Source organism: Tateyamaria omphalii (assembly GCF_001969365.1).
Lineage (GTDB): Bacteria > Pseudomonadota > Alphaproteobacteria > Rhodobacterales > Rhodobacteraceae > Tateyamaria > Tateyamaria omphalii_A.
In genome coordinates, this window is record NZ_CP019317.1 from 17261 (window position 1) to 40314 (window position 23054).

Annotated in this window: 23 protein-coding genes and 2 pseudogenes; 12 read left to right on the plus strand and 13 right to left on the minus strand. The window is 57.2% G+C overall.

Translation table 11 applies throughout. From position 1 onward, the window contains the following. Window positions 1-9: 9 nt before the first annotated feature. Window positions 10-1329: a nucleotide sugar dehydrogenase gene (locus BWR18_RS20805; protein ID WP_076630803.1), complete on the minus strand. Its 1320-nt coding sequence runs from the start codon at window positions 1327-1329 to the stop codon at window positions 10-12. A 292-nt stretch (window positions 1330-1621) separates the two neighbouring features. Here BWR18_RS20805 and BWR18_RS20810 point away from each other — a divergent pair, with 292 nt between their 5' ends. After that, window positions 1622-2572 carry a heparin lyase I family protein gene (locus BWR18_RS20810; RefSeq protein ID WP_083957969.1) on the plus strand — a complete coding sequence of 317 codons (951 nt, stop codon included), beginning with the start codon at window positions 1622-1624 and terminating at the stop codon, window positions 2570-2572. Here the strand turns inward: BWR18_RS20810 and BWR18_RS20815 are convergent. Further along, window positions 2569-2769 (minus strand): hypothetical protein, encoded by a 201-nt coding sequence (locus tag BWR18_RS20815; protein WP_076630807.1) that lies wholly within the window; start codon window positions 2767-2769, stop codon window positions 2569-2571. The genes BWR18_RS20810 and BWR18_RS20815 overlap by 4 nt on opposite strands. Window positions 2770-3370: 601 nt before the next feature. On the opposite strand from BWR18_RS20815, the gene repA reads away from it, so the two are divergent. The 4 genes and pseudogenes from repA (at window position 3371) to repC (ending at window position 7061) form a co-directional block, all read left to right on the plus strand. Continuing rightward, window positions 3371-4555, plus strand: a complete 1185-nt coding sequence (repA, locus tag BWR18_RS20820; RefSeq protein ID WP_076630809.1) for a plasmid partitioning protein RepA — start codon at window positions 3371-3373, stop codon at window positions 4553-4555. Further along, on the plus strand, window positions 4555-5520 hold the full coding sequence (gene repB, locus BWR18_RS20825; protein ID WP_076630811.1) for a plasmid partitioning protein RepB: 966 nt from the start codon (window positions 4555-4557) through the stop codon (window positions 5518-5520). Before repA ends, repB begins: the two co-directional genes overlap by 1 nt. 172 nt (window positions 5521-5692) lie before the next feature. Beyond that, window positions 5693-5968: pseudogene (locus BWR18_RS22160) on the plus strand (helix-turn-helix domain-containing protein); the annotation flags it as partial. Between the two features lie 76 nt (window positions 5969-6044). Beyond that, window positions 6045-7061: a plasmid replication protein RepC gene (gene repC / locus BWR18_RS20830; RefSeq protein ID WP_254685026.1), complete on the plus strand. Its 1017-nt coding sequence runs from the start codon at window positions 6045-6047 to the stop codon at window positions 7059-7061. A gap of 40 nt (window positions 7062-7101) precedes the next feature. On the opposite strand, the gene BWR18_RS20835 is transcribed toward repC, so the two are convergent. The 4 genes from BWR18_RS20835 to BWR18_RS20850 form a co-directional block, all read right to left on the minus strand. Further along, a complete protein-coding gene (locus tag BWR18_RS20835; RefSeq protein ID WP_076630813.1) occupies window positions 7102-8319 on the minus strand; it encodes a type II secretion system F family protein in 1218 nt (405 codons plus the stop codon). After that, a complete protein-coding gene (locus BWR18_RS20840) occupies window positions 8316-9776 on the minus strand; it encodes a GspE/PulE family protein (RefSeq protein ID WP_076630815.1) in 1461 nt (486 codons plus the stop codon). Before BWR18_RS20840 ends, BWR18_RS20835 begins: the two co-directional genes overlap by 4 nt. After that, window positions 9763-11709 carry a type II secretion system secretin GspD gene (gene gspD / locus BWR18_RS20845; RefSeq protein WP_076630867.1) on the minus strand — a complete coding sequence of 649 codons (1947 nt, stop codon included), beginning with the start codon at window positions 11707-11709 and terminating at the stop codon, window positions 9763-9765. Before gspD ends, BWR18_RS20840 begins: the two co-directional genes overlap by 14 nt. 122 nt (window positions 11710-11831) lie before the next feature. Continuing rightward, on the minus strand, window positions 11832-12305 hold the full coding sequence (locus tag BWR18_RS20850) for a hypothetical protein (protein ID WP_076630817.1): 474 nt from the start codon (window positions 12303-12305) through the stop codon (window positions 11832-11834). 142 nt (window positions 12306-12447) lie between these two features. On the opposite strand from BWR18_RS20850, the pseudogene BWR18_RS22450 reads away from it, so the two are divergent. After that, window positions 12448-12654 (plus strand): annotated as a pseudogene (locus BWR18_RS22450) (hypothetical protein); the annotation flags it as partial. 27 nt (window positions 12655-12681) lie between these two features. Beyond that, the gene (locus BWR18_RS22165) at window positions 12682-12921 is read left to right on the plus strand and encodes a hypothetical protein (protein WP_254685020.1); all 240 of its coding nucleotides are present in this window, start codon (window positions 12682-12684) and stop codon (window positions 12919-12921) included. Here the strand turns inward: BWR18_RS22165 and gspM are convergent. Genes gspM through gspG form a run of 7 tightly spaced genes read right to left on the minus strand, consistent with a single transcriptional unit; the run spans window position 12918 to window position 17521 of the window. Next, window positions 12918-13409, minus strand: a complete 492-nt coding sequence (gspM, locus tag BWR18_RS20860; RefSeq protein WP_083957975.1) for a type II secretion system protein GspM — start codon at window positions 13407-13409, stop codon at window positions 12918-12920. The two genes, BWR18_RS22165 and gspM, sit on opposite strands and share 4 nt — an antisense overlap. Next, window positions 13406-14596, minus strand: a complete 1191-nt coding sequence (gspL, locus tag BWR18_RS20865; protein ID WP_254685021.1) for a type II secretion system protein GspL — start codon at window positions 14594-14596, stop codon at window positions 13406-13408. The genes gspM and gspL overlap by 4 nt, the downstream gene beginning before the upstream one ends. 58 nt (window positions 14597-14654) lie before the next feature. Continuing rightward, window positions 14655-15587 (minus strand): type II secretion system minor pseudopilin GspK, encoded by a 933-nt coding sequence (gene gspK / locus BWR18_RS20870; protein WP_076630826.1) that lies wholly within the window; start codon window positions 15585-15587, stop codon window positions 14655-14657. Further along, the gene (locus tag BWR18_RS20875; RefSeq protein ID WP_076630828.1) at window positions 15584-16258 is read right to left on the minus strand and encodes a hypothetical protein; all 675 of its coding nucleotides are present in this window, start codon (window positions 16256-16258) and stop codon (window positions 15584-15586) included. The genes gspK and BWR18_RS20875 overlap by 4 nt, the downstream gene beginning before the upstream one ends. Next, entirely contained in the window at window positions 16255-16614 is a 360-nt protein-coding gene (locus BWR18_RS20880; RefSeq protein ID WP_157598972.1) for a prepilin-type N-terminal cleavage/methylation domain-containing protein, read from the minus strand. Before BWR18_RS20880 ends, BWR18_RS20875 begins: the two co-directional genes overlap by 4 nt. Continuing rightward, window positions 16605-17066, minus strand: coding sequence for a prepilin-type N-terminal cleavage/methylation domain-containing protein (locus BWR18_RS22455; protein WP_076630831.1), 462 nt, complete (start codon window positions 17064-17066; stop codon window positions 16605-16607). Before BWR18_RS22455 ends, BWR18_RS20880 begins: the two co-directional genes overlap by 10 nt. Then, a complete protein-coding gene (gene gspG / locus BWR18_RS20890; protein ID WP_083957989.1) occupies window positions 17051-17521 on the minus strand; it encodes a type II secretion system major pseudopilin GspG in 471 nt (156 codons plus the stop codon). Before gspG ends, BWR18_RS22455 begins: the two co-directional genes overlap by 16 nt. A 99-nt stretch (window positions 17522-17620) precedes the next feature. On the opposite strand from gspG, the gene BWR18_RS20895 reads away from it, so the two are divergent. From BWR18_RS20895 to BWR18_RS20915, 5 genes are all read left to right on the plus strand, one after another. Further along, window positions 17621-18394 carry a prepilin peptidase gene (locus tag BWR18_RS20895; RefSeq protein WP_172839443.1) on the plus strand — a complete coding sequence of 258 codons (774 nt, stop codon included), beginning with the start codon at window positions 17621-17623 and terminating at the stop codon, window positions 18392-18394. 70 nt (window positions 18395-18464) lie between these two features. Continuing rightward, window positions 18465-20012, plus strand: coding sequence for a tetratricopeptide repeat protein (locus tag BWR18_RS20900; protein ID WP_076630833.1), 1548 nt, complete (start codon window positions 18465-18467; stop codon window positions 20010-20012). Next, window positions 20009-21220 (plus strand): tetratricopeptide repeat protein, encoded by a 1212-nt coding sequence (locus tag BWR18_RS20905; protein ID WP_076630836.1) that lies wholly within the window; start codon window positions 20009-20011, stop codon window positions 21218-21220. Before BWR18_RS20900 ends, BWR18_RS20905 begins: the two co-directional genes overlap by 4 nt. Window positions 21221-21348: 128 nt before the next feature. Further along, window positions 21349-21762 carry a hypothetical protein gene (locus tag BWR18_RS20910; RefSeq protein ID WP_076630839.1) on the plus strand — a complete coding sequence of 138 codons (414 nt, stop codon included), beginning with the start codon at window positions 21349-21351 and terminating at the stop codon, window positions 21760-21762. 52 nt (window positions 21763-21814) lie between these two features. Beyond that, window positions 21815-23032 carry a tail fiber domain-containing protein gene (locus BWR18_RS20915; RefSeq protein WP_172839444.1) on the plus strand — a complete coding sequence of 406 codons (1218 nt, stop codon included), beginning with the start codon at window positions 21815-21817 and terminating at the stop codon, window positions 23030-23032. The last annotated feature ends 22 nt before the right edge of the window (window positions 23033-23054 follow it).

Consider the following 23054-nt stretch of genomic DNA (forward strand, 5'->3'; position numbering starts at 1 on the left):
TTGGGCGATTTACCAGCAGATGCCTTGGTACTGGCTGTTGGATGTCATCTCGCGATTGAGACGAGTCAGATCAACGACAGGCCTGTTCTGAGCCGCCGATTTCAACCTCTCAACAGTATCCTTGTAGAGGTTGCCCACAAGAACGGTGCCGGAGCTTTCGATCAGTTCGTCTAGATCAGCGACCATCCGGTCCTCAAGGTCCGGAACCTCTTCGTTGCCACGGCCCGCGCCCGGCGTGCCCGTGTCATAGGCTTCCTGCACGAACGGGTCGTAGACATTGACCTCGACACCTTTGTCAATCAGTCGCGCGGCCAATGAAATCAACGGGCTTTCCCGCAGATCATCCGTGCCCGGCTTGAACGATATGCCGACAAAACCGACTTTTTTGGTGCCGCTGTCGATCACCATCTGCTCCGCCTTGGCAATCTGCGCCTCGTTCGCATCCAGAACGGCGTTCAGAATGTGTGCCGGTGTGCCGGTGCTGTTGGCCAGATAGCGCAGCGCGCGCACATCCTTGGGCAGGCACGAACCGCCAAAGGCAAATCCGGGGCGCATAAAGTATGGGCTCATCGCGATCTTGTCGTCCGAACACAGGATCTCCATCACTGTCTGCCCGTCGATCCCGCTCGCCTTGGCGATGTTGCCGATCTCGTTGGCGAAGGTCACCTTGACCGCGCGCCACGTGTTCGAGGTGTATTTCACCATCTCGGCCGTGCGGATATCCACCTGGTGCATCTCGCAGGGCAGATCCTTGTTCAGGCTCTCCAGGATGTGGCGCGTGCCTTCATCCAGATAGCCAAACACGATCAGGCCGGGATCATAGTAGTCCGCAATCGCCGTGCTCTCGCGCAGGAATTCAGGGTAGTACCCGACACCAAAATCCTCGCCCGCGACCTTGCCGGAGAATCTCTCGAGCGTTGGAATACAGGCCTCCGTGGTCGAGCCTGGAACGATCGTCGATCGCACCACAACCGAGTGATAGGTCGCTTTGTCCGCCAGTGCCGCGCCGATGCTTTCGCACACGGATGTTACATAGCTCAAACCGACGGACCCGTCCGGGGCCGACGGCGTGCCGACACAGATGAACGACGCGTCGGTATCCAGCACGGCCTGGGCGAAATCGTCCGTGGCGCGCAGTTTTCCTGATGCGACGACCTCTGCCACCAATGCGTCGATACCTTCCTCGACGATTGGGCTTTGGCCCGCGTTGATTGCTTTGATTTTTCCCAGATCGACATCGACCGCGATCACGTCATGACCGTCGCGTGCCAAACACGCAGCGGAAACAACACCCACGTAGCCAATGCCAAAGACGCTAATCTTTGCCATTCTGCTTTGCCTCAACGTACCCAGGGTTCTTTGCCCAAGGCTTCATTAACTTTATCTATGCCTGCAGCGCCCATGAGCGGGAAAGCGCCACATCCGGACAGTCTGAAAAAACCGGGCTGATGTGGCAATTGTGTCACGACAGCCACTCGTTCTTCTCCGAAGAGGTGAATCCGGCCCGCCTTCCCGTGCAGTATAATAGAAGCGCAAACACAAAAAACACACCGCACAAAATGCGGGATAGAAGCTGGAATGCGCGAGGTGGCAGTTCGCATGTAATGGGAAAACGAGGCAAATGCAGGTAATCAAGATTTGCAGCATGCTTGCTGCTTCAGCACTGTTAAGCGGCTGCCTGTCTGTTCTCGGACAAAATGTAACCCGCTTGAATACCGACAATGATGTACTGAGCGGCGTGGTCGTGCCGGATGGATATACCCGTCGCTTCAGTCCTGCGCCGCACAATTTTCGGTACGGTTTGAAAACTGCGGGCGATCCTGTGCGCTATGGTGAGCGTTCGGAACGCTTTGAGCTGCGCCACGGTGATTGCGGGGGTGCAGATTGCATCGAACCGCGGTCGCGGGCCGAAATCCAGATGACGGATGAGATCAATCCGGCAAGGATTGGACAGGACACTTGGTACAGCTACAGCTTCTACAACGCCACGGTCCCATCATTCACCAAAGACAACTCCCTGAGGCTGGTCTTTGGGCAATGGACCGTGGGTCGTGGCAATCAGCCTGTCTTCAGATTTATCCAGCTCGGGACAGACGAAGGTGAATTTGACGCATGCGATCCATCCATTTGCACAGAGACCGGAGCGGCTCGTGGCGACTTGGTCGTTCATCTGAGCGATATGGCCAATGCGCGCGCATGGTCTGCAGAGCAGAACAACGGGTACATTTGCCGTCTTTTTGACATGGGCGCGCGTCGCGGCGGTTGGGTAGACATCACGGTCAACACCAATTTCGGCACCGGCTTGGATGGCTTTCTGCGGGTGTGGGTCGACGATACACTGATGTGCAATTACTCGGGTCCGCTGGTAAGCGAGCAAAGTGTTCGTACCGCCGCGTTCCCGCATCATCGTCGCGGCGTGTTTTCCAGCTGGAACAAGAGATGGGAAAAAGCAACAAGCGGAGCGCGTCAGCCAAATCTGATCGTGTACTATGACGAGTTCAGAGCGGGGCTTTCACACGCAGAGACTGACGTTCGCACTGCGATTGCAGTTGGGTCAGCTCCTGTTGACTAGGCCTTGATGTTGACGGTTGTCCCGTCTGCAAAGCTCAAGGTGAGAATACTGCCATCGACCGATACGACGCCCTGCCCGGCCATGGAACCTTCGCTGCGTGCAAACCGCAATGCCCCATTTTGGCCAAGGATCGCGTGTGTGTCTTCGCCTGGTTCAACATCAATGGTCGTGACGCTTTGGTCTTTCGAATAGCGCATGACGTGGTCCTTTTCAGCAGCATCGTGCAAAAGGTCGGTTGGCTTCCGTACACGATCATCTTTGGTACGGCCTTCCCACTTGCCGCACGACACGTATTCCCCAACGTGTAAGTACCGCGATCGAAGCCTTTCTGGCAAGAGTATGGCGCGCTTTCGGCAAGACCGCGCACAATTTTGATGATGCCATGTGACCTGTGAGGCGGTCGCCACAATGATTCCAAGAATAAGGGACTTGTTCTGGCTCTACATGACACCGCTGGTACATTTGCGTTCCGCAGGTATCCATCTCATTTCAGACAACTTGGCTTCCGCGACCTCAATGGGCGGCCATACCCTGTTTTGTATGCTCTACGTTTGGGGGGCACCAACTTCATTCTGCGGCTTGCCATCGTTGCCATCAGCGTTCCTTGGATAGTCCTCAATCGCCTCTCTGACAGTGTTTACAGCTGTAAACTCTTGTCGAATACGCATCGCCGATATAGTTTGCAGCCGTCGCTTCAGACACTATATCGGCGAAAATCCTTGACTTAGCGCAGTGAATCACGACTGGTAAGGCCAAGTGGCGTGAAAAAGGCCATATTTTGAGTTTTGAGGCAACCGCATGATTCCAGTGACACCAATCGCGACAGAAAGACCGTCGGCTCTCGCCGCTGACATTTCGGAGCGTTTGACCCTCGCTATCCGGGAGCATTTGCTGTCGGCGTTTGCTCCGGACAATACAAAAACGCTTCGGCTTTTCTCTGCACCTGAAACAGCGGAACTGTTGGGTGTTTCGGGGCAATTCATGCGAAAGGTCCATTCCGAAGGTACTCTGCCTGAGCCTGCGGAAAACCGCGGCGGTCGGCGGTATTACACTGCGCAAGAGATATGGGATGCGCGTCACGTCCTGGAGCAGTCGTCGCGGAAACCTGGCAAATACACGCCGCAGCGTGCCGAAGGCGAGAAGCTTCAGGTCTGGCAACTGATGAACTTCAAAGGCGGCAGCAGCAAAAGCACGACGACCATCCACCTTGCACACTATTTTGCATTGCGCGGTTACCGCGTTCTTGTGGTCGATTTAGACCCGCAAGGCTCACTTACGTCTATGTGCGGTATCAGCCCTGAAATCGAATTTGACGGGCTGACCATCTACGACGCGATAAAATACGACGATCCTGTCGATATGCGTGATGTGGTTGCGCCCACCTACTTTCCTGGACTCTCCATCGCGCCATCTCGGTTGATGTTGTCGGAGTTCGAAACAGAGTCGGCGGTGCATTCGGATGCGGAGCAACCGTTTTTCACCCGCATCCGAAACGCAATCGCTCAGGTCGAAAACGACTTTGACATCGTGCTGATCGACAGCCCGCCGCAACTTGGATTTTTGACGATCTCCGGTATGGCGGCTGCCAGCTCGCTGATTGTTCCGCTCACACCGTCCATGCTTGATGTCTCGTCCACTGCGCAATTCCTGGAGTTGGCCGGTGCCTACATGGAGGTGATCGAAGACGCCGGTGCATCATTGAACTACGATCACTTCAAATTCCTGATCACGCGGGACGAGCCGACCGACATTCCGTCTCAGCAGCTGACATCGTTCATGCGCGCGCTGTTTCAGGACAGGGTGATGTCTGCGACAGCTCTGAAAAGCACCGCGATCAGTGATGCCACGATGCTCAAGCAATCCATCTACGAGGTTGTTCGTTCCGAGATGACACGTTCGACCTATGATCGGGCGAAATCATCAATGGATGCAGTCGGATCCGAGGTTAAGCAGATGCTGCATGATGCGTGGGGTCGAGTATAATGGCACGCAAGTCACTCAAGGACCTGTCGGGAATTGCGAATACGATAGCTCGGTCTGGTGCGAAACCGGTCGAACGGTCGGCCCGTATCAGCGCGCCGGCGTTGGGTGCTCTGCAAGGGTCTCTGGCGGCTATCCGTGAGATTGATCCGGAGCTGATTGATGACTGGGGGCCCATTGACCGGTTGACCGAGTTTACAACTGTAAACACTGATGAGGATGCAGAAAGCTTTGATGCCCTGAAGCAGAGCATCCGTGACGGCGGACAACAGGTCCCAATCCTTGTTCGAAGGTCAAAGACCGAAGGCCGATACGAAGCGATTTATGGCCGACGGCGCCTTAGAGCTTGTCGAGAGCTTGGTGTAAAAGTCCGCGCCAACATTCAAGATCTGGATGATACAACGGCGCTTTTGGCAAAGGGCTTAGAAAATGCTGCGCGCCGCAACTTGTCTTTTTATGAAAAGGCACGGTTTGCTGAGGCCATTCGGGCGGCTGGATATGACGCTGCAACGGTTCGCCAGGTCTTGAACCTTTCGAAGTCGGGCCATTCTCATTTGACCAAGGTCACTGACGGGGTGCCCACCGAAGTTGGTGATCAGATTGGTTCAGCCCCCAAATCAGGCAGACCAAAATGGACCGCTCTTGCAGATGCATTTGGGGCCAAGCGATTGACCAGTGCGTCAGCTTTGAAGGTCTTGCAAAACAATCTGGCGGTTGGCTCGGACGAGCGTGTGGAGCTGCTGCTGAAAGAGGCCAGCAGACGCGGAGCCAAGCAGGGTGGACCAGCACAGCAGGTGGTGCCGATTGCAGGTGTGTCTGTGAAGGCTAGCAGAGCGGCTGTGACACTCACCGCCAAAAAGAGCGGGGCAAGCGCGGCTTTCGCTGCCTGGTTGGAAGACAACTTGGAAGACATCATTATCAGATCCCACGCGGAGTTCGAAAAAATGAACACGCAGGATGACAGTTGAGGACGAGCAGAAAGGAGGACGTCAGAAAAAGAAACCCCCGAAACCGAGGTCTCGAGGGCTGTCGAGCAAAGCTCAACTCTTAGATTAGACACCTAGAGCGTAGCAGCCCCCGAATCGCTGAACAAGAAAAAACGCTTCTGAGCGAACGGGATTTCTTTATCTGCTGCGCATTATGAAACATTTTGACAGTGCTCCAACCGGGGCAACTGGGATTGTTAAATCTCAGAACGCTTCCGCTTTGCCCAAAAGCGACCGGTCAACTGGTTGGCGAAAGGCAAGCGTGAAGTTGGCGGTGTCCGAAAAGCTGGCCCACGTCGGCGAACGCGCAAGCGTTTCTAAATCCGATGCCTTCGTCGCTGCCAAGCGGGTAGGTGCCCATATCGGGCTCAAAGCCAGTGACGTCATGCTCCTAGATACGCTGGGCGCCTTCACGCAGCCCCAGGACTGGGAGGAAAACCGGCGTCCCATCGTCTGGGTCTCAAACGCTTTTTTGATGGAGCAGACGGGTTTTTTCGCTGTCAGCATTGAAACGCCACGCAAGACGACTGGCCGAAATCGGCGTGATTGCGTTCAAGGACAGTCCAAACGGCAAGCGGTGGGGCAGGCGGAACGAAGAGGGCTACATCATCGAAGCCTATGGTTTCGATCTATCGCCTCTTGCTGCCCGTGTTGAAGAGTTCACTGAGCTTTACGCAAAAGTTAAATCTGAACGGATGCAATGCCAGCGCCTGAGGCGACAGATTACCGTGGCAAGGCGCATCATCCGTGCGCGGATCGAAGACGCGCTTAGGAGCGGTTTAAGCGGCGCGTGGGGATCACTTCTGGATCGTTTCGAAGAGCTTTTGACGCGGCTTCCCGGGGCGCGTGGGACCGTCACTACTTTGAAAGAAATCGTTGATCGGCTTGCAACGCTGCAGGAGTGTGTTGAGCGGACGTATCTTAGTGCCGGAGTTGGTTCGGATAATGCCGATGACGTGGCTGATCATGCAGAACCCTTGAAGCAGCAATCTTGTAAAATGGACCCCAAGGTAACCATTTTTGAACCGCACATACTAACTACAAATGAACAACATTCAGTAACCTGTAATCGCTCAGAAACTGAGCAAGCAGCAAGCGTGAACTCTGACAGGACAACCGTCGATCAGTTTGCGATGTCAGAAGGGGAAGGGCAGGGGGAACCAGTACCTGCCTCCTGCCGTAGACCTGCCGTGGATATCCAAACAATCATGCAAGCCTGTCCTGAATTCGCCTATTGGTCCCGAAGCATTGGCGGATATCTGAAGGATTGGAGTGATTTTTACCGCGTTGCAGGAGATTTGAAAAAGATCATTGGCGTCTCCGACCACGCTTGGCTGGCTGCCCAAGAGGCAATGGGCAAACAGATGGCAGCCGCGGCTATGGCGCTTGTGTTTGACAAGCATGCCAAGGGAGAGGTGAGTTCGGCCGGCGGATACCTTCGCGGCATGACGCAAAAAGCAGGGGCAGGGGAGTTACATCTGGAACGGAGCTTCTACGGCCGATTGAGTGAGCAGGCGGCGTAAGTCGCTTGCGGAACCCTCGCAAATCGGCGGCACGACTGCCTCAGCTTGCCACGACTGCCTGCAGATCAAAGATTGGCAGCAACACCGACAGAACAATGATCAAGACAAACCCACCAACAACCATCATCAGAACCGGTTCAAGGAGAGCGGCCAGACGTTTGCGTTCAATGCTCAACCCGTTTTCAACCAAGACGGCGCTACGATCAGTCATGCGAGCCAGCCGCACTGACGCTTCACCGGCTCGGATCAACTGTCGCGCGACTGACGGTATAATGCTGAGCCGATCAAGCGCTTTGGACAGCGTTTCGCCTTGTCGAATAGCAACACAGACCGCATCCGCCTCAGCCCGAAACCTGTCTATTGTCAGCACTCTGGCGGCATTCTCTGCCGCCGAGAGAACCGAATGCTTTGCCCCAAGGATCAATGCGAGTGTGCGCAAATATTGCACGGCAGCGGCCAGCCGCATAAAGCGTCCGATCAGTGGCATTTGCAGCAGCAGCCGGTCGCGTTTGGTCCGTAAGGGGTGCACAATCCTGGCGGCGAAGATCAGGCATAGAATGACAACGATAACAACACTAAGCCCGAGCACGTTTCTTTGTATCCAGTCGCTGACCGCTAGCACATTCTGAGTGATCGTCGGCAGCGGTCTGCCTGTGACTTCGAACATTGCGACGATTTCAGGGGCTACACTTACCATAAGGATGCCGCAAACAAGAAGGGATACGGCCGCCACAAAGCCCGGGTAGATGAGTGCGCTGGTGATCTGTGCCCGGTCGGTGCCGCGCGTTTCCAAGAATTCAGCAAGTGCTTCGAATACAGTTGGCAAGTCACCAGCTGTCTCGCCAGCGTGCACAGCGGCCGTAAAGTAGGGGGCGAAACCAGCGCCCGACTGCGCCAGTGCCTCGGACAGTGGCGCGCCATCCATCAAGGACGCGCGAGCGCGGGCAGCCACTGTGTCCAGGGTACCTTGTCCGCCCTCCCGAACCGCTTCAAGTGCAGCCTCCACCGGCAGTTCCGCGCCCAAGAGGACAGCCATTTGCCTTGTGAATACTGCTTGCAGATCGGGACTGAGCCTGGCTGTGCGTTGCCCGGAAAATGCAGCACGCCAGCCGCCGCCAGAATCACGCAGCTCAAGATGCGAGACATATAATCCTTGTTCCTGAAGCTGTGCGGCGGCGTGGCTTTCGGTTTCTGCGATTATCGTGCCGTTCCGGCGCTTGCCTGCGTTTGTAAAGGCAGTGTAGCCATACGCGTTCACGCGACATCCCCGACAACGCGCAATGTCTCGTCCAGCGTGGTGCGGCCAGCTGCGACCTCAAGCAGGCCCTGACCGATCAATGTTTCGGTTTCACCCAAGGCCAACGCCATCAGGTCTGTTTCATTTGCGCCGCGATCTATCGCTTGGCGCAGGGCGTCGCCAATCTCAATCATTTCGAAGATACCTACTCGGCCCGAATATCCTGCGCCGTTGCAGGATGCACAACCGACTGCGTCGAAAATCACGTCGGGGATGGTCATGTTATGGCGCAGGAAATGCGCAGCGTCATCATCGGTGGATCGACGCGGTTTGGCGCATTCCGTGCACAGGCGGCGCAGAAGCCGCTGTGCGATTACACCGCGCACGGTGGCGGCGATCAGAAAGTTGTCCAACCCCAGATCACGCAAGCGCACGACGGCGCCCACCGATCCATTCGCGTGCAACGACGACAGAACCAAATGCCCGGTCAGTGCGGCTTGACTAGCGACTGTCGCAGTTTCGGCATCCCTGATCTCGCCCACAAGTATGACATCCGGATCTTGCCGGAGTGTCGCCCGCAGACCTGCCGCAAATGTCATTCCGATTTCAGCGTTGATTTGCGATTGGCTGACGCCCTGCAGGTCGTACTCAATCGGGTCCTCTACCGTTACGATGTTGCGTTCATCGCGATTGGCAAGCTGCAACAGCGAATACAGGGTCGTGGTCTTACCTGCACCTGTCGGCCCGGTGGCAAGGATGATGCCGTTGGGCATGGCGGCCATCCGTTCCAGCAGTGCGACTTGTTTGTCTGAAAGCCCCAGATCGGCCAATGGGCGCAAGCCGGAGGATCGGTCCAGAATCCGCAGAACGATACGCTCTCCATAATTGCCGGGCAGCGACGATACCCGCGTGTCGATCATACGCCCGCCAAGCGAAAGGGGGATGCGTCCGTCTTGTGGCAACCGCGTCTCGGCGATATCGAGGCCGGCCATGACTTTCAGCCGAGAGACAATGCGTCTCACGGGTACGTCAGACCTGTGCATGACCGGTTGAAGAAAGCCGTCTATGCGCATGCGGATGCGCAAACCGTCTTCGGAAGGTTCCAAGTGCAGGTCGGACGCCCCCGACGTGACCGCACGGCGCAGGACCTGGTTGACCAGCTGGATCACCGGAGCTTCCGAGCTGTCCTCGAGCAAGTCGCGCTGGCGGGTGGTGTCTGTCCCATCTTCGAGGTCGAAGAGCAGGGTGTCCGTGGATGTCTCTTCCTCTCCGGTCCCCGACTGATAGATACGGGCCAGTTCAAGCGCAAACGTTTCCTGGTCAACCATGTCTGGAATTGGCATCCGATGTGAACCCAAACGCCGCTGCGCTTCGCGCAGACCGATGGTGCTGGCTTGCGGGCCAATGACCAACCGTGAGCCATCCAGAATGACCTGCTGGTCACGCGCAAAGGCAAATGGCAGTCTAATTTTCGTCAAACTTGAGCCGCGAGGGGAGCGGTGGGAAATTGCGTTGCTGTGCGACGTCATCCACAAATCCGGCGTCAAAGGGCTGATTCAGGTCGGCGCCGTCAAACGGCAGTCCGACCATATTGGTGCGCGGGAATTGTTGCTCGTTCGCAGGGGCTATGGCAAGGCTTGCAGCCTTGGCTTCGCGTGCCAGTGCGCGCGTCAGACGTTGCGCCTCGGCTTCTGACTTGACCACTTGTGGACGCATCAGGATCAAAAGGACCCTTTGGTTCTTGGTTGAGTTCTTGCCGCGGAACAGTCCACCAAGCAGGGGTATCTCGCTTAGTCCGGGCACTTTCTGGGACACCGACCCAGAGCCGTTTTCCAGCAGGCCGCCCAACATGATGACATTGCCGTCGTGCACAAGCACGTTTGTTGTCAGCGCGCGGCGCGCGGTGATCTCACCACCGGCCGACGCCGTTGCGTTGGTCAACCGCGACACCTCCTGTTCAATCGAAAGCTTGACGGTTTCGTCCGCGTTGATTTGAGGCACAACCTTCAGCGTCAGTCCCACATCCTGCCGTTCGATCGTCTGAAAGGGATTTTCCGGCAGTGCAGAATCGCCCACGGTGGAAAAGGACCCGGTCACAAATGGCACGTTTTGCGCCACGACAATCTCTGCCTCTTGGTTGTTCAGGGTCATGATTGAGGGCGTGCTTAGCAACCGTGTCGAGTTGCTGCTGGCAATTGCGGTGATCAGTCCAACGATTCCATCGCCCTGACTGCGGGCGCTGACCCCGATCGACCCGCCGTTGCCCGGTGACGCGATGTCTCCGTCCAGGACCGAACTGACGAGGTTTGTCAGGCTGGGCCGACCCGTCAGTGTGAATTCGACACCGCCAATGATGGCGTCATTCAATACCGCCCCGAATTGGGCCGAGAGATCGGCAAATCCATCCACTGACATCTCGAAAATGACGGCTTCCACCAGCACTTGCGTCGGGCGACGATCCAGAAAGTGGATCATGTTTACGATGTCATCCACGCGTTCTTGTGGCGCAGTGATCAGCAAAGTGTTGGTTTGTGTTTCTGGGATGATCCGGATTGTGTTCTGGTCCCCGGGATTGTCACTGACCTGATTGGTGATTGCACGCAGGACCACGTCGGCCAACACGGCCCCATCTGCATAGTTCAACTCAACGGCAGTGCTGACGATGTTGTTGCGCTGTGTGTCCAGACGCGACGCCAGCACACGCAGTTGTTGTTGGAAATTGGGCGGGCCAGAAATGATCAGGGCGTTCGAACGCTCGTCCACGGAAACGGCAGCTCCGGACGGTATGATGTCCATGGACTGGATCACCTCGAGCACGTCACGTGCGTCGGCGTTGCGCAGGCGTATCATCTCGATCGGGCGTTCGCGTGGTTGATCCAATCGGTCAATGAGTTGAGCGATACGCGCGTGATTGTTGCCGCGGTCGGACAGGATCAAAAGCTTGGATCTAGGGACCGGCGTCAGCACAGCTTCGGCAGGTAGAAGCGGGCGGACGACTTCGATAATTTCTTCGAGGGATGTGTTCTGAACCTCTATCACCCGCGTTTCGAAGTTTCCCGCGATGTTTTGGGCAGATCCCGTGGACAATTCACGGGCCACGTTGATGGGAACGATACGGTCCGCTCCAACACCCTCGACGATCGTCAGGCGGTTCAGTTCCAACACGTTGAGAAACACCGCATAGAGCTCATCCGCTTCAAGGTCTTGCGGCGCGAGGACAGTGACGGTTCCGCGGACGGCTTCGTCAATTACGAAGTTTTGGCCAGTTGCTTCAGAAACGATTTCGACAAAGCTGCGAAGGTCTGCATCGCGTAAATCTACTTGCACCTGGGCGTGTACCTTGTTCGGCACCAATGCGGTTGCCAAAATGCACGCCAGCGCAGCCGCTCGAAGACGTTCAGTTATGGTCATAGCCTGCTCATTTTGTTGGTCGCTTTTTTGCAACCGTTCTTTTGTTGTGATCCGAACTTAGGCCAAATAGCACAATTTTGCACCTGAAACTGCGCAACAGACGTATTTTTCCGGTTCGGCCTCTATTCGGCGAAGCCTAAAAGCTCGGTCTTGTCGCCCCCGACATCGACCCAAAGCCCGTTCTCATCAATACGTGCGATTGCCATTCTGTCGTTGAGCTGATCGCCCACGCGCAGGATCTGATCCCCTGTCGGATGTGAGACCACTCCCCAAACAGCATCGCCTGCGCGCACCACACCGGTCAGGGCATACCCCATCGACTCCAGTGGTATTGCTGGTGGTTGCGGCTCAACCTCGGTCTGCAGCACGGGAGCAGCCGGCGTTGGCGGTTTGGGGGGCTGCGGCTCACCAAACAAATTGGGCCATTGCGTCATGGCGTCCATGCCCTGCGTTGCTGACACAGTTTCAACGGGTGCGGGAACATTCCGGAGCGCTGCGGCTGGCGTCGGGTCAGACAGGGCGGCGTGCAGGCCCTTGCCGGCGAAACCCGTCGCAACCAGGGCGAGCAGTGTGAAAAAAGTCGCAATCAAGCGCATTCTTGGGCCTTTTATGTTCTGTGCGTGTAAAAAATGGACGCGAATTTGTGTCTATAGTACTCTTTCCAAAACGAAAAAAATGAAATGAGCAGGTTACATGAAGGCAACACGCACATCAGGTCGCGTATGCGCGGCTGTATTCATGATTGCGCTTGTGGGTTGTGTCGCACCTGGCACCTCAGGGACCCAATCGTTCCAGTCACCATATCTTAACGCACGAGACGCCTTGGAAAAAGGGAATTATCGCAATGCGTTACGTCTCTACTCAGGGTTGTTGGAGCGTGCTGGACCGCTGAACAAGCGCATCCAGTTAGAGCTTGCACACGTGCACTTGCGGTCCGGGGCCTTTGCCGACGCAGCGCGTGGGTCTTGGGCGTTGGCCGAAAGCACAACCGGTACCGATCGCAGCGCCGCTTTGTCCGTCTATGCAACGGCCGCGCACGAAATGGGGCTCGGTCTTTTGGCCGAGGGCAAGATCGCGAAGGGCGCTGAGCACCTTACGTCGGCGCAAAAAGCTTTCGACGAAGTGTTGCGGAACGACCCTCAACTTGATCCTTTGGGCAGCCTGACCGGACGCAAGGCAAGCATCGAGGCGCGGTTGAAGAATTTGGGCTAAGTGCGTGGCGCCAGGGTGATCGTCGCCCGAACGTCACCTGGTTCGGCACCCGAATCGAACCGAAACTGGGCGATGTCGTAACCCCATCCTGCGTTCGTGCGCGACAACCAGCGCATCAATCGGGTGAAACGCACCGCATCAAACCGAAGGCTGACGGTACCTGAACCGTCCTGGCTCAACTCCGAAACATCAGACCGCAGGCCTGCTTCGATCAGCGTTTTTTCTATCCCACCGGTTCCGATGGGGACCTGAGGACTGACTGCGCTTGACGGCGCGATTTCATTCAGTTCCTGCAACCGCGCCTGCACCCAGATGTTCATTGCAATGGCGTCGGTGCGTGCGTCCAGAGCGGCAGTTTTGGCAGTATGCATAGGTAAGAGCAGACCCAGAACAAGCCCGAGCGGCAGGATCGCAGCCACCAGGATCCCCAATAGCCAACGCTCTCTTGGGGCTAAGCTCAATAATACGTCTATGACCCGTGCGCTCATTGGTTATCACCTTCGGTTGCACCGTTTGACGTGCTCAGAGCAAGGGTGGCTTGCACACCCGCGTCGTTTGCCCGTGTATCTTGCAAATCGACGCTTATGCCTGCCTGTTCCAAGTCCGCGACCAAGTCTTCGACGGCGGCAAAGTTGTCCAATATCGCGACAACACGAAAGCCCTCGGCTGTGTCAAAACTCGCTGTTTCCGCGCGTGCGCTGGCCGCGTTCAGCACTATGGCGGTCTGACCAAACAGGGACAGCGGGTTGGGCCGATCACCTTCACTGTGCGCCTGTGCCTGCGCGGATGCGAGGACGCGTCCCACCTGAACACGCACATCCACCACTGGCGCTCCATCGACGAAGTGGTCCTGTACGATGGCCATGGTTTGCGCCCGTATGGCTTGCGTTTCCTTGGCGATGCGATCCGTGACGATCCACTCGGCGGCGGCCCAAACGATAGCGGCAACAAGACCAAATGCCATAGGCCAGCGCCAGGGGAGGATGCGTGCCGTCATACGCGCGCGCGCCAGCTGCGGATCTCGACGCAAGTCGCATGCGACCTCTCCGTGGCTGAGTGCTTTGGCTCCGACCGAACCTGCGTCGGTCTCGACACCGATGCCATGCTCGGATGCAATCGCGTCGATAGCCGGTATGGGTTCGCCAATGCGCAACAACGCCTTGGGACGCCTGTCACAAGCCTCGAGTGCATCATTTAGCAAAATCGCGCCGAGGTCTGCATGTGCGCCAAAGCCGTCATCTGGCCCCAACCGGACCGAAACACCTTGCGCGTTCGCGGCCACTGTCCAAACGTCCGGTGCCGTTGGGAGAGTAAGGTAGTCTGGCAGTATCGCCAGCGCATCTTCGTCGATTGCGTCCCGCCAAACTGAAATCAATGCCTTGTCTGTCACTAGCACGCGCGACCATTCTTCCGATCCTTTTGTGCCAAAAAACGGTCGCAGATCGACAGTCTCTGGGTCGATACCGAATTTGTCACGCATCTGGCGATGTGCCACATTCTCTCGGTTCTGGCCGCGCAGCTTGGTCGGTAACTCGATCGGCAACAACGCAACGTCCGCGCCTGGAACGGCGAGAACCTGGCCACGACGCGCCTTCGCGCCCGGGGCGGTCAACTGTACCACTGTTGGGCGCGCGGGCGATGCTTGTTGCCTTGCTGTTTGCGCTTTGCGTGCCACGCGGATCCTGATGTTGCATTGATGTGCATGGCGACCATGCCCCTTGCATCTGTTGTAATCAATGGTTCCCGAAGTGCGAAACGCGCCAAAAGACTTGGGTTCCGGTTGGTGCGGCCGACCGCCTGAACAGTGTCGTGCGCCGTGCCGTGCGCGCTTCGAACGTCGCGGTTGTTTCCGCTTGAAACCATGACGATCCGACATCGAAGCGCCCGGCATCCACCGCTTGCGGGTTCTGTTCAAGATCGGTGTCGAGGTTGGTGAATTCGAAGAAATCCTTGAGCGTGACAAATGGTTCGTCCGCTCGCTGTCGCAAGACTCTCAGAACCTGGCTGTCAGACATTTGCGGCAGCATCGCCCGCAACACGCGCTCAGGCGCAGTGTTTACATTCAGCCGCGTGCTCGGCGGCAGCATCGTGATGAAGGGTTTCAAAGGGGCAAGATCGTCGCCGGACACATCCGGCATCGTATCAAGTTGCGACAGAGTAAATGCCACGCCGCCCAACGGCGCCATCGGAGGCGTCAGCGCGCGGTATGCAGCTGCGTTGGTCGGTCCGTCGCGCGAAACATAGGCAACAATCGAATCCACGACTGCGGGCGAAATACCCAAATTCGCCGTTAACGCATCGAATCCATCTTGCGCCAAAGTGTCGTCAGGATCAGCGAGCCAGTTGACATTGAACAGACCCTGCTGATCGGAAATTTTTCCTGATACGGTGCCGTGCGCCAAGGATACAGTATCGACTGTGTCGGCCCACGCGTCCTGCGCGCTGTCCGAAGACCCAGACAGCTGATCGCGGTTCAAAACCACACGGCCCAAGGCATCAAATGCGTCCAGATTGTCGCGAAGGATCTCGGAGGTTTGGGCAGCGGCAATCCGCGCGCGACCGTGTTCGGCGCGTGACAGCAGAAGAACGGCAACGGCAGACATCGCCGCAAGCAGCACCAGTGCGTTGACGAGGACAAAGCCATCTGACTTTTCCAAGTTGCTCATTGTAGCGCCTGAACGAGCGGAAGATCACCCCACTGTTCGGTCCCGATGGTAATTTGCAAAGCGCTTGGCAGGTTGCTGAAATAGGCTGCGGGCGCCAAGCCAGCCCGGTCTTGATCCAAGGCAATGGGTGCTTGCGGCGTCAGTTGCGTTGTTGCTGGGGGCAGATGGCCGGCGACCCATCCGGTTCCGGGCCAGTAGGTTTGAAGTGTAAATCCGGTAACTCCGCGCAGGATGATCTGTTCGCCTGTGACCTGCGCCCTGTCCGCCGGGAGTAGGGTGGGCCAATGTCGTCTGCGCAGCGTCCCGTTCTCCTGATCAAAACGCCATTCGGCAAAGTGCCTGTCCGTGGCGACGTCTTGGGCAGTCGGTTGACCTCCAAGCGATAGGCCTATCACGGTGCGCGCATCGTTCTGCCAGACAGCAGAAAACGGCGCGCTTTCCGGTGGATAAAACCGCATCGGCAGCACAGCCGATATATCATTGCGCAGCAATGATATTGCTACGCCCAGGTCCGTGCTTGCCTCATCAATCTGGGTCAGGCGGTCAGATGTGCGTATCATACCAGAAAGGCTTTGCACGGCCATAACGGCCACCAGCGCAAAGAGCGCCATGGCGACAACCAGTTCGATCAACGTCAGTCCGATGGTGCCGTCATCGCTGTGTGGTTTCATCGGAGAGGTCTGCCAACATAGATGGTGCGCTGCGCGCCCGGTCCTCTTTCAGACCGCGACGTGATTTCGAATTGCACCAGGCCCGCAGCCGTCACGCTGGTTACTGCGTTCAGTGTAAATGTCTGACCGCCAATGATCACTTCGTCGGGTAGGAGTGCATTGGGGCCGAGCAACTTGATCTCTTCGGCCCGGTTGGATGCTGTCAACTGTGCGAGGATGCGATCCTGTGCTCCACCAATGGCGAGGCGTGATTGATCCGTTGTCCGAAGCACTGCCACAATGCCAAGCGTCAAAATCAGAACAGCGACGACCAGCTCCAACAGGGTCAAACCGTCATCCTGCCGGATCATTCGCATGATAGCCCCGTCGCTTCATCCAATCGACATGTCAGGCTGGGACCGCGGTCCGGCTCAAAGCTGACCGAAAACCCGCTGACCTGTCCGTTTGACATAAATACAATATTGGGTGACCGGAGGGCGTTGCTTTGGAAGTCTGTTTGCGACCGAACCGACCCGCGCCACGCCCGTTTGCTGCCTACAACGCTCCAACCGTCATCAGTGCGCAGGTAGTGGGTCAGTCCCTGTGGCGTGATGCCCAGGCCTCGGGTTTCCCGCCCGAGAATTGAAAGACTGGCGACGCGCTTGAAATCCTGCTGGAAGACGCGCAGATCGTTCTGCGCGCGGTTTGCATGTCCCGTCGTCAGGCTTGCTCCGACGGCCAACACAGACAAGACAGCAACAACCACGACAAGCTCCACCAACGAGAAACCTGCGCATGAGTTCCCAGGATCAGTCAGCTTTGACCCCATGAGCCAACATCCCCATCAGCGCCTGTACCGCCAGCCACCCCGTCGGCGCCGTAGGTGAAGACATCAAAATCGCCCCGCACACCGGGATAAAGGTATTGGTAGGGTTGCCCCCATGGATCAACAGGCACCCGGTCGATGTATCCGCCAGCGGACCAGTTCGCCGGCACAGGATCGGTTGTCGGACGCGTGACCAGTGCCTCGATCCCTTGTTGCGTTGTGGGGTAACGTAAGTTGTCCAGCCGGTAGAGTTCGATTGCACTGACGATCGTGGCGATATCTGATTGCGCCCGCGCCGCGCGCGCCTGATCGGGGCGGTCTATGACACGTGGCACGATCACAAGTGCCAGAATGGACAGGATGACCACGACCACCATCAACTCAAGCAGGGAAAACCCTGCATCACGCCTGCACCGTTCTTGTTCCACGGCGTCAAAAAAAGATGTGCCGGTCATCATGTCCCTGTCATCGCCCCATTCGAGTGCTGTTTTGTCGATGCGATGATAGTGGGTCACGGCTTGGCTTGTCCATGCGCGCGGGCCACGGCACAACAGGCTATGCAAGATCTGATCTGGTTTCCATTTATGCTTGTATTTATAGCTCCGGCGGTGGGATCTTTCCTTACGGTGCTCGTCGATCGCTTGCCACGGGACGAGGATGTCGTGCACGCCAGATCGCGCTGTCGTTCGTGTCAGGAAAGCCTTCGGGCATGGGATCTGGTTCCGCTTGTCTCATACATCGCACTGCGCGGACGGTGCCGCTATTGTGGCGCAAATATCCCAGCCTTTACCTTTCATGTCGAAGCCATGGCCCTCGGCGCCGCAGGTATGGCGGTGGTCTGGGGGAGCGATGCAGTCGATATGGCCGTATCAGCCCTGTGGCTGTGGATACTGATCGCTTTGACCGCCTGTGATTTGACTTGGTTTCGCTTGCCCAATGTTCTGACTGCGGCACTGGCTTTTGCATCCCTTATCATGGCTGTATTGCCCGGAGGCATTGCTTTGGAACAGGCGATGATTGGTGCGGTCTTCGGTGTAGGTAGCTTTACCTTGCTGGCATGGGGATATCAGGTCGTGCGTCACCGCGTTGGATTGGGGCAGGGTGACGTGAAACTCATGTTGGGGCTTGGTGCATTTGCGGGACCATTTGATTTGCCTCTGCTTGTGCTTGTTGCTGCTTTGCTCGCTCTGCTCTTCGCGCTGTTGACCGCTCGGCGGTCGGGCGGTTTGGACCCTGCGCGCGCCGTACCATTTGGGGCAGCTCTTTGCATATCGGGGGGTATTCTGTGGATCGCGCGCGCCGCAGAAGTACCGAGTTTGCCCTTGTGGTAGACCTGCAGTTCGCGCTTGATATCGACACTGAAAGCGCGCCGACTATTTCAGAAAGGATGATGTAAACCTCTTGCCTGTTCTTCGAAATCTCTTTCTGTCATTTGCTCTTGGAGCGGTCGCACTGGCGGCGCAAGCGGAGACCGTCGCTCGGATCCTGCCCGATGACATCCAAAGTGCTCTGGCGGTAGGGGACTATGCCACTGCACGCGAAGCCTTGGCGCCGCTGACCGAAGACCCGGACGCCACGGAGGCGCGGTATCAGTACGCGCAACTTCTGTTGAACGGCTTAGGCGGTGCGGTGGAAAGGGTGCGGGCCCTTGAATTGCTGGATGCGGCTGCAGCGCACCGCCACCCGGGCGCCGCCACATTGCTTGCACGTGTGTATCTGACCGGTTCCGCTAGCGGTGTATCGCGTGATCCCGCGCGGGCCGCAGCGCTGCTTCGGATCGCAGCCGATCAGAATGTTCCCGAAGCACAGTTCTACCTCGGTATGCTGATGAAGGATGGTGTGGGTGTGCCCGCAGATCCCGCCGCAGCGCTGGATTTGCTCGAGCGGTCCGCGACAGGTGGTTATGTTGAGGCGCAGTATATTTTAGCACAAGCTTATTCACGTGGTGATATTGTCCCGCCCGACACGGAACGGGCGTTGCGCTGGCTGACGGCGGCGGCCGAGGGTGGCAATACCGAGGCGCAGTTTTTCCTGGCAAACGCATTGCGCACCGGAGAAGGGTCTCAGCAAGACACAGCCGCTGCGTTTCGCTGGTACAGACGTGCAGCAGAGCAGAACCTGCCGATTGCTCAACGCATTCTTGGCACTGCTTACATGACCGGCAATGCGGCATTGCAGAAAAACGAACAGGAAGCCTATCGCTGGCTCAAATCGGCGGCCGATGCTGGTGATCCTGGGGCGATGTTCAACCTGGCCATCGGCCTGAGCAGAGAATTCGAAACCCTTACGGACGATGCGCAGGCGGCAAGCTATCTGAAGGCCGCATCCGATGCCGATTTGGCCCGTGCGACATTCATGTTGGCCCAGTTCACGGAAAGCGGGCGCGGTGTGCCGGAGGATTTACGTGCTGCTGCGTTGCTGTATCGGACAGCCTTTGAACAGGGGGATACGCGCGGCGCCGTTCGTTTGGGTCAACTTACCGGGCAAGGCGCGCTGGAGGATATGGTCCCGCCGCATTTCAGCGTGCCGTGGACCGTCGCGGCGGCGCAGCAGGGGGATGAGGGTGCGTTGAACTGGCTTGAGGCGCAGGCGGAGAATGGGCTGAGGGATGCACAAGTAAGCTACGGTCTTTTCCTGCTGGATGAACGCAAAGACGCGAGGCGAGCGGCCCGCTTTCTTGAAAAGGCGGCGCAGGCAGGTGCACCAACCGCCCAGCATCGTTTGGGCGTTCTCTATACGACAGGCGCAGGCGTCACGCTTGACTACGTTTTGGCGCACAAATGGCTTAACATCGCGGCGACCAATGGGATCGAACATGCCGCTGAAACACGCGAAGTGATTGGCAACTTGATGACCCCTGAGCAATTGGCTGAAGCACAGGGCGCCGCGCGCAGTTTCTTTGAGAATGCAACGGTGCCGGATCACGTCGCAGGTACAACTGACCGATGATTGGAATTCGTTTGCTGAAGCTCGGCATTGCGGTGGTGTTTTTCGTTTTTGCCTCGATCGGAGTTGCTCAGCCACGGCTTTCGCTGACAGATCTGACCAATGCCGCTCAAGCCGGTGATGTCTCTGCACAGACTGAGTTGGGACTGCGCTCTTTAACTGGCGACGGAACGTTGCAAGATCACAGCGCAGCGGCGCAATGGTTCGCGCGGGCCGCAGAGGCAGGGGATGCGGAAGCACAGAACCAACTGGGGCGGCTCTACCACACAGGTCGCGGTGTTGCCCGGGATACCGGGGCTGCCTTGCGTTGGCTTGAGGCAGCAGCAACATCCGGGGATCCCGTCTACCTATTTGATCTGGCAAGTGTTCTGGAAAGCGAAGCGGGAGAAACCAACCTGACCCGCGCTGCAGGCCTCTATACCGCAGGGGCCCAAGCGGGGCACTTGCCGTCCACGATCAGCCTTGGGGTGCTGTACCAAAAAGGGGCAGGCGTGCCGCAGGATTTTGCTGAGGCCAAGCGGCTCTATCAGATCGGCTTGGACAGCGGCCATCCGCGCGCGCAGAACAACCTTGGTTTGCTCTATGTGCGTGGTGACGGCGTGGAACAGGATTATTTCCGTGCCGCCGAACTCTTTGCAGCCGCGGCTGAGCAAGGTTTGACGCAGGCCATGACGAACCTTGGTGTGCTGTACGAAAACGGATTTGGCGTGCCGCAGGACGCAGCGCGGGCTGATGCGCTGTATCGAATGTCTGGCACAGCTGCGCAGCAGGCTGTTCGGGGCGCCGGCGGCTTTCAGTATGACCCGCGCCTCGCTCCACTGCCGCAGAGTGAGGAAGCGCTGCAAATCCTCGTCGACGCTGCCGCCGCGGACGACCCCGTTGCACGGTTCCAGATGGGTTGGTTGCTGGTCAGTGCAGTAGACGCCAGCTTTGACGATATCCGCGCCGCGCGGACCCACTTTGAGAGTGCCGCGGAACGCGGGCACGGTCCGTCTATGGCCAATCTGGCCTTAATGTATTTCCGCGGACAGGGTGCCCCGCAGGACTTTGTGCTTGGCCACATGTGGATGCTGATGGCCCAAAGGGCCGGAACAGTGAACCCGACGCTGACGGAGCTTTTTGCGAATACTGCCACGCCGGAGCAGATCAATGAGGCCGAAACACGCGGAAAAGCGTTCCTTGAAAAAAACGGCATGATGATCATGCCTTAAGGGGAAAATTGTACGAAGCAGGCTGATTTGTCTTTGAAACGACTTCGGCTTGCCGTACCCTTCGGCACAATATTGCAGCACCCATCCGCCAAAGTAATTTACTTTGCCATGAGCAAGGAGACATTTCCATGAAGCGTGCCATTTGGTCACTGCTGATGTCAGTATCCGTTGCTGGTATGGCGGCAGCAGACGCTCCTCAGCCTGTACAACAAAACAATTCGAACGCGATCTGGTTCGAAAACTGGACGGGACTGAGCAACACGACCATGACAATCGCAAAGCCGGACGGTGAGGTCGTGTCGATCTTTGCCGCGTCTGGTACGCCTGTGTTTGAACTTGTAGGTCGTGACGTAATCGACGGTGTGTATCGCTACGAGATATCTGCGGCGACAGAAGACCGGGTAGAGATCAAGAATGTGCAGAACAACGGGCGTGGTGACGCCGCTCAAGATACAATAGCCAAGGCATTTTACCTCACTGGCGCTTTCCACGTTGAGCGCGGTGTGATCGTGGCGCCAGAGAACCTGACCGAAGAAGAATAAGAGAATGCCGTGTGCTGGGCTGAGCCTGATACTAGGGGACAAGGAGATAGCAATGAAGTTTTCAACCAAACCTGTTTCAAGGACGATGGCTGTCAGTGCTCTCGCACTCGGTATGAGTGTTGGAGCGAGCGATGCACAGGTGTTTACCGCCGATGTCATCATTCAAAGCAGCCTCTGTGTCGGTTTTGACTGCGTCACCGGTGAAAGCTTTGGCTTCGATACGATCCGGCTGAAGGAAAACAACCTGCGCATTCATTTTGACGACACTTCAGCCTCGGCGTCTTTCCCTGGAAATGACTGGCGGCTTATCGCAAATGATGACGGCAACGGTGGGCTGAACCACTTCTCTGTACAAGATGCGACTGCGGGTCGGAGCCCGTTCCGCATCGAAGCCGCAGCCCCTGCAAACACCCTATACTTGGAGGATGATGGCGATGTTGGTATCGGCACGTCCGAACCGGTGGTGGACTTGCACCTCGTCGGGGGCAATTCGCCCGCGCTGCGCCTTCAACAGGACGGATCGGACGGTTTTGCGCCCCAAATCTACGATATCGCGGCAAACGAAACGAATTTCTTCATTCGTGACGTGACAAACGCGTCGCGTCTGTTCTTTCGTGCCCAGCCTGGCGCGCCCGGAGACAGCATGTTTATCGCGGCGGATGGTAGTATCGGTTTTGGAACTGATAGTCCGGATGCGGCTTTGAAGATGGTAACAAGCGCCGGGATCGGCGCGAGTGAGGCTGGCATTCATATCGTCGATGCCCGAAACAGCGGTGCGATGCAGATGCTGCGCATGGAAAATGACGGTGCGGTTCAATTGTTCATGAACAACACCGCTCGCACCGATGCCCAATGGATGTTGAGCGCTGGACGCGGGCTGCGGTTCATTCCATCGGAAACCGCGTCAGCCTTCATGATGGAATTGTCGAACACCGGCGATCTTGAGATCAAGGGTGCCTTGACGCAATCGTCAGATCGTAACGCAAAGACCGACATTGTTCCGGTTGATGCTGATGACATCCTTGCCAAAGTCCGCGCGTTGCCGGTCAGTGCGTGGACATACAAGCACGATGCGGAAGACGGCGTGCGTCACATCGGTCCAATGGCCCAGGATTTCTATGCCGCATTTGGCACCGGTCGCGATGAAACAGGTATTTCTTCGCTGGACGGCACCGGCGTTGCATTGGCCGCCATCCAGGCGCTGAGTGAACAGAACGCTGTACTTCAAGCCCGGCTTGATGCGCTGGAAGCCGAAGCGCAAAGTGAGTGATGGCCTGATCCATGTTTGATCT

Bases quoted from the DNA above. Each gene is read 5' to 3' on its own strand.
- BWR18_RS20805 (WP_076630803.1), bottom strand. From the start codon at position 1,329: ATGGCAAAGATTAGCGTCTTTGGCATTGGCTACGTGGGTGTTGTTTCC.
- BWR18_RS20810 (WP_083957969.1), top strand. From the start codon at position 1,622: ATGCAGGTAATCAAGATTTGCAGCATGCTTGCTGCTTCAGCACTGTTA.
- BWR18_RS20815 (WP_076630807.1), bottom strand. From the start codon at position 2,769: ATGCGCTATTCGAAAGACCAAAGCGTCACGACCATTGATGTTGAACCA.
- repA (WP_076630809.1), top strand. From the start codon at position 3,371: ATGATTCCAGTGACACCAATCGCGACAGAAAGACCGTCGGCTCTCGCC.
- repB (WP_076630811.1), top strand. From the start codon at position 4,555: ATGGCACGCAAGTCACTCAAGGACCTGTCGGGAATTGCGAATACGATA.
- gspD (WP_076630867.1), bottom strand. From the start codon at position 11,709: ATGACCATAACTGAACGTCTTCGAGCGGCTGCGCTGGCGTGCATTTTG.
- BWR18_RS20850 (WP_076630817.1), bottom strand. From the start codon at position 12,305: ATGCGCTTGATTGCGACTTTTTTCACACTGCTCGCCCTGGTTGCGACG.
- gspM (WP_083957975.1), bottom strand. From the start codon at position 13,409: ATGAGCGCACGGGTCATAGACGTATTATTGAGCTTAGCCCCAAGAGAG.
- gspK (WP_076630826.1), bottom strand. From the start codon at position 15,587: ATGAGCAACTTGGAAAAGTCAGATGGCTTTGTCCTCGTCAACGCACTG.
- BWR18_RS20875 (WP_076630828.1), bottom strand. From the start codon at position 16,258: ATGAAACCACACAGCGATGACGGCACCATCGGACTGACGTTGATCGAA.
- BWR18_RS20880 (WP_157598972.1), bottom strand. From the start codon at position 16,614: ATGCGAATGATCCGGCAGGATGACGGTTTGACCCTGTTGGAGCTGGTC.
- BWR18_RS22455 (WP_076630831.1), bottom strand. From the start codon at position 17,066: ATGGGGTCAAAGCTGACTGATCCTGGGAACTCATGCGCAGGTTTCTCG.
- gspG (WP_083957989.1), bottom strand. From the start codon at position 17,521: ATGATGACCGGCACATCTTTTTTTGACGCCGTGGAACAAGAACGGTGC.
- BWR18_RS20895 (WP_172839443.1), top strand. From the start codon at position 17,621: ATGCAAGATCTGATCTGGTTTCCATTTATGCTTGTATTTATAGCTCCG.
- BWR18_RS20905 (WP_076630836.1), top strand. From the start codon at position 20,009: ATGATTGGAATTCGTTTGCTGAAGCTCGGCATTGCGGTGGTGTTTTTC.
- BWR18_RS20910 (WP_076630839.1), top strand. From the start codon at position 21,349: ATGAAGCGTGCCATTTGGTCACTGCTGATGTCAGTATCCGTTGCTGGT.
- BWR18_RS20915 (WP_172839444.1), top strand. From the start codon at position 21,815: ATGAAGTTTTCAACCAAACCTGTTTCAAGGACGATGGCTGTCAGTGCT.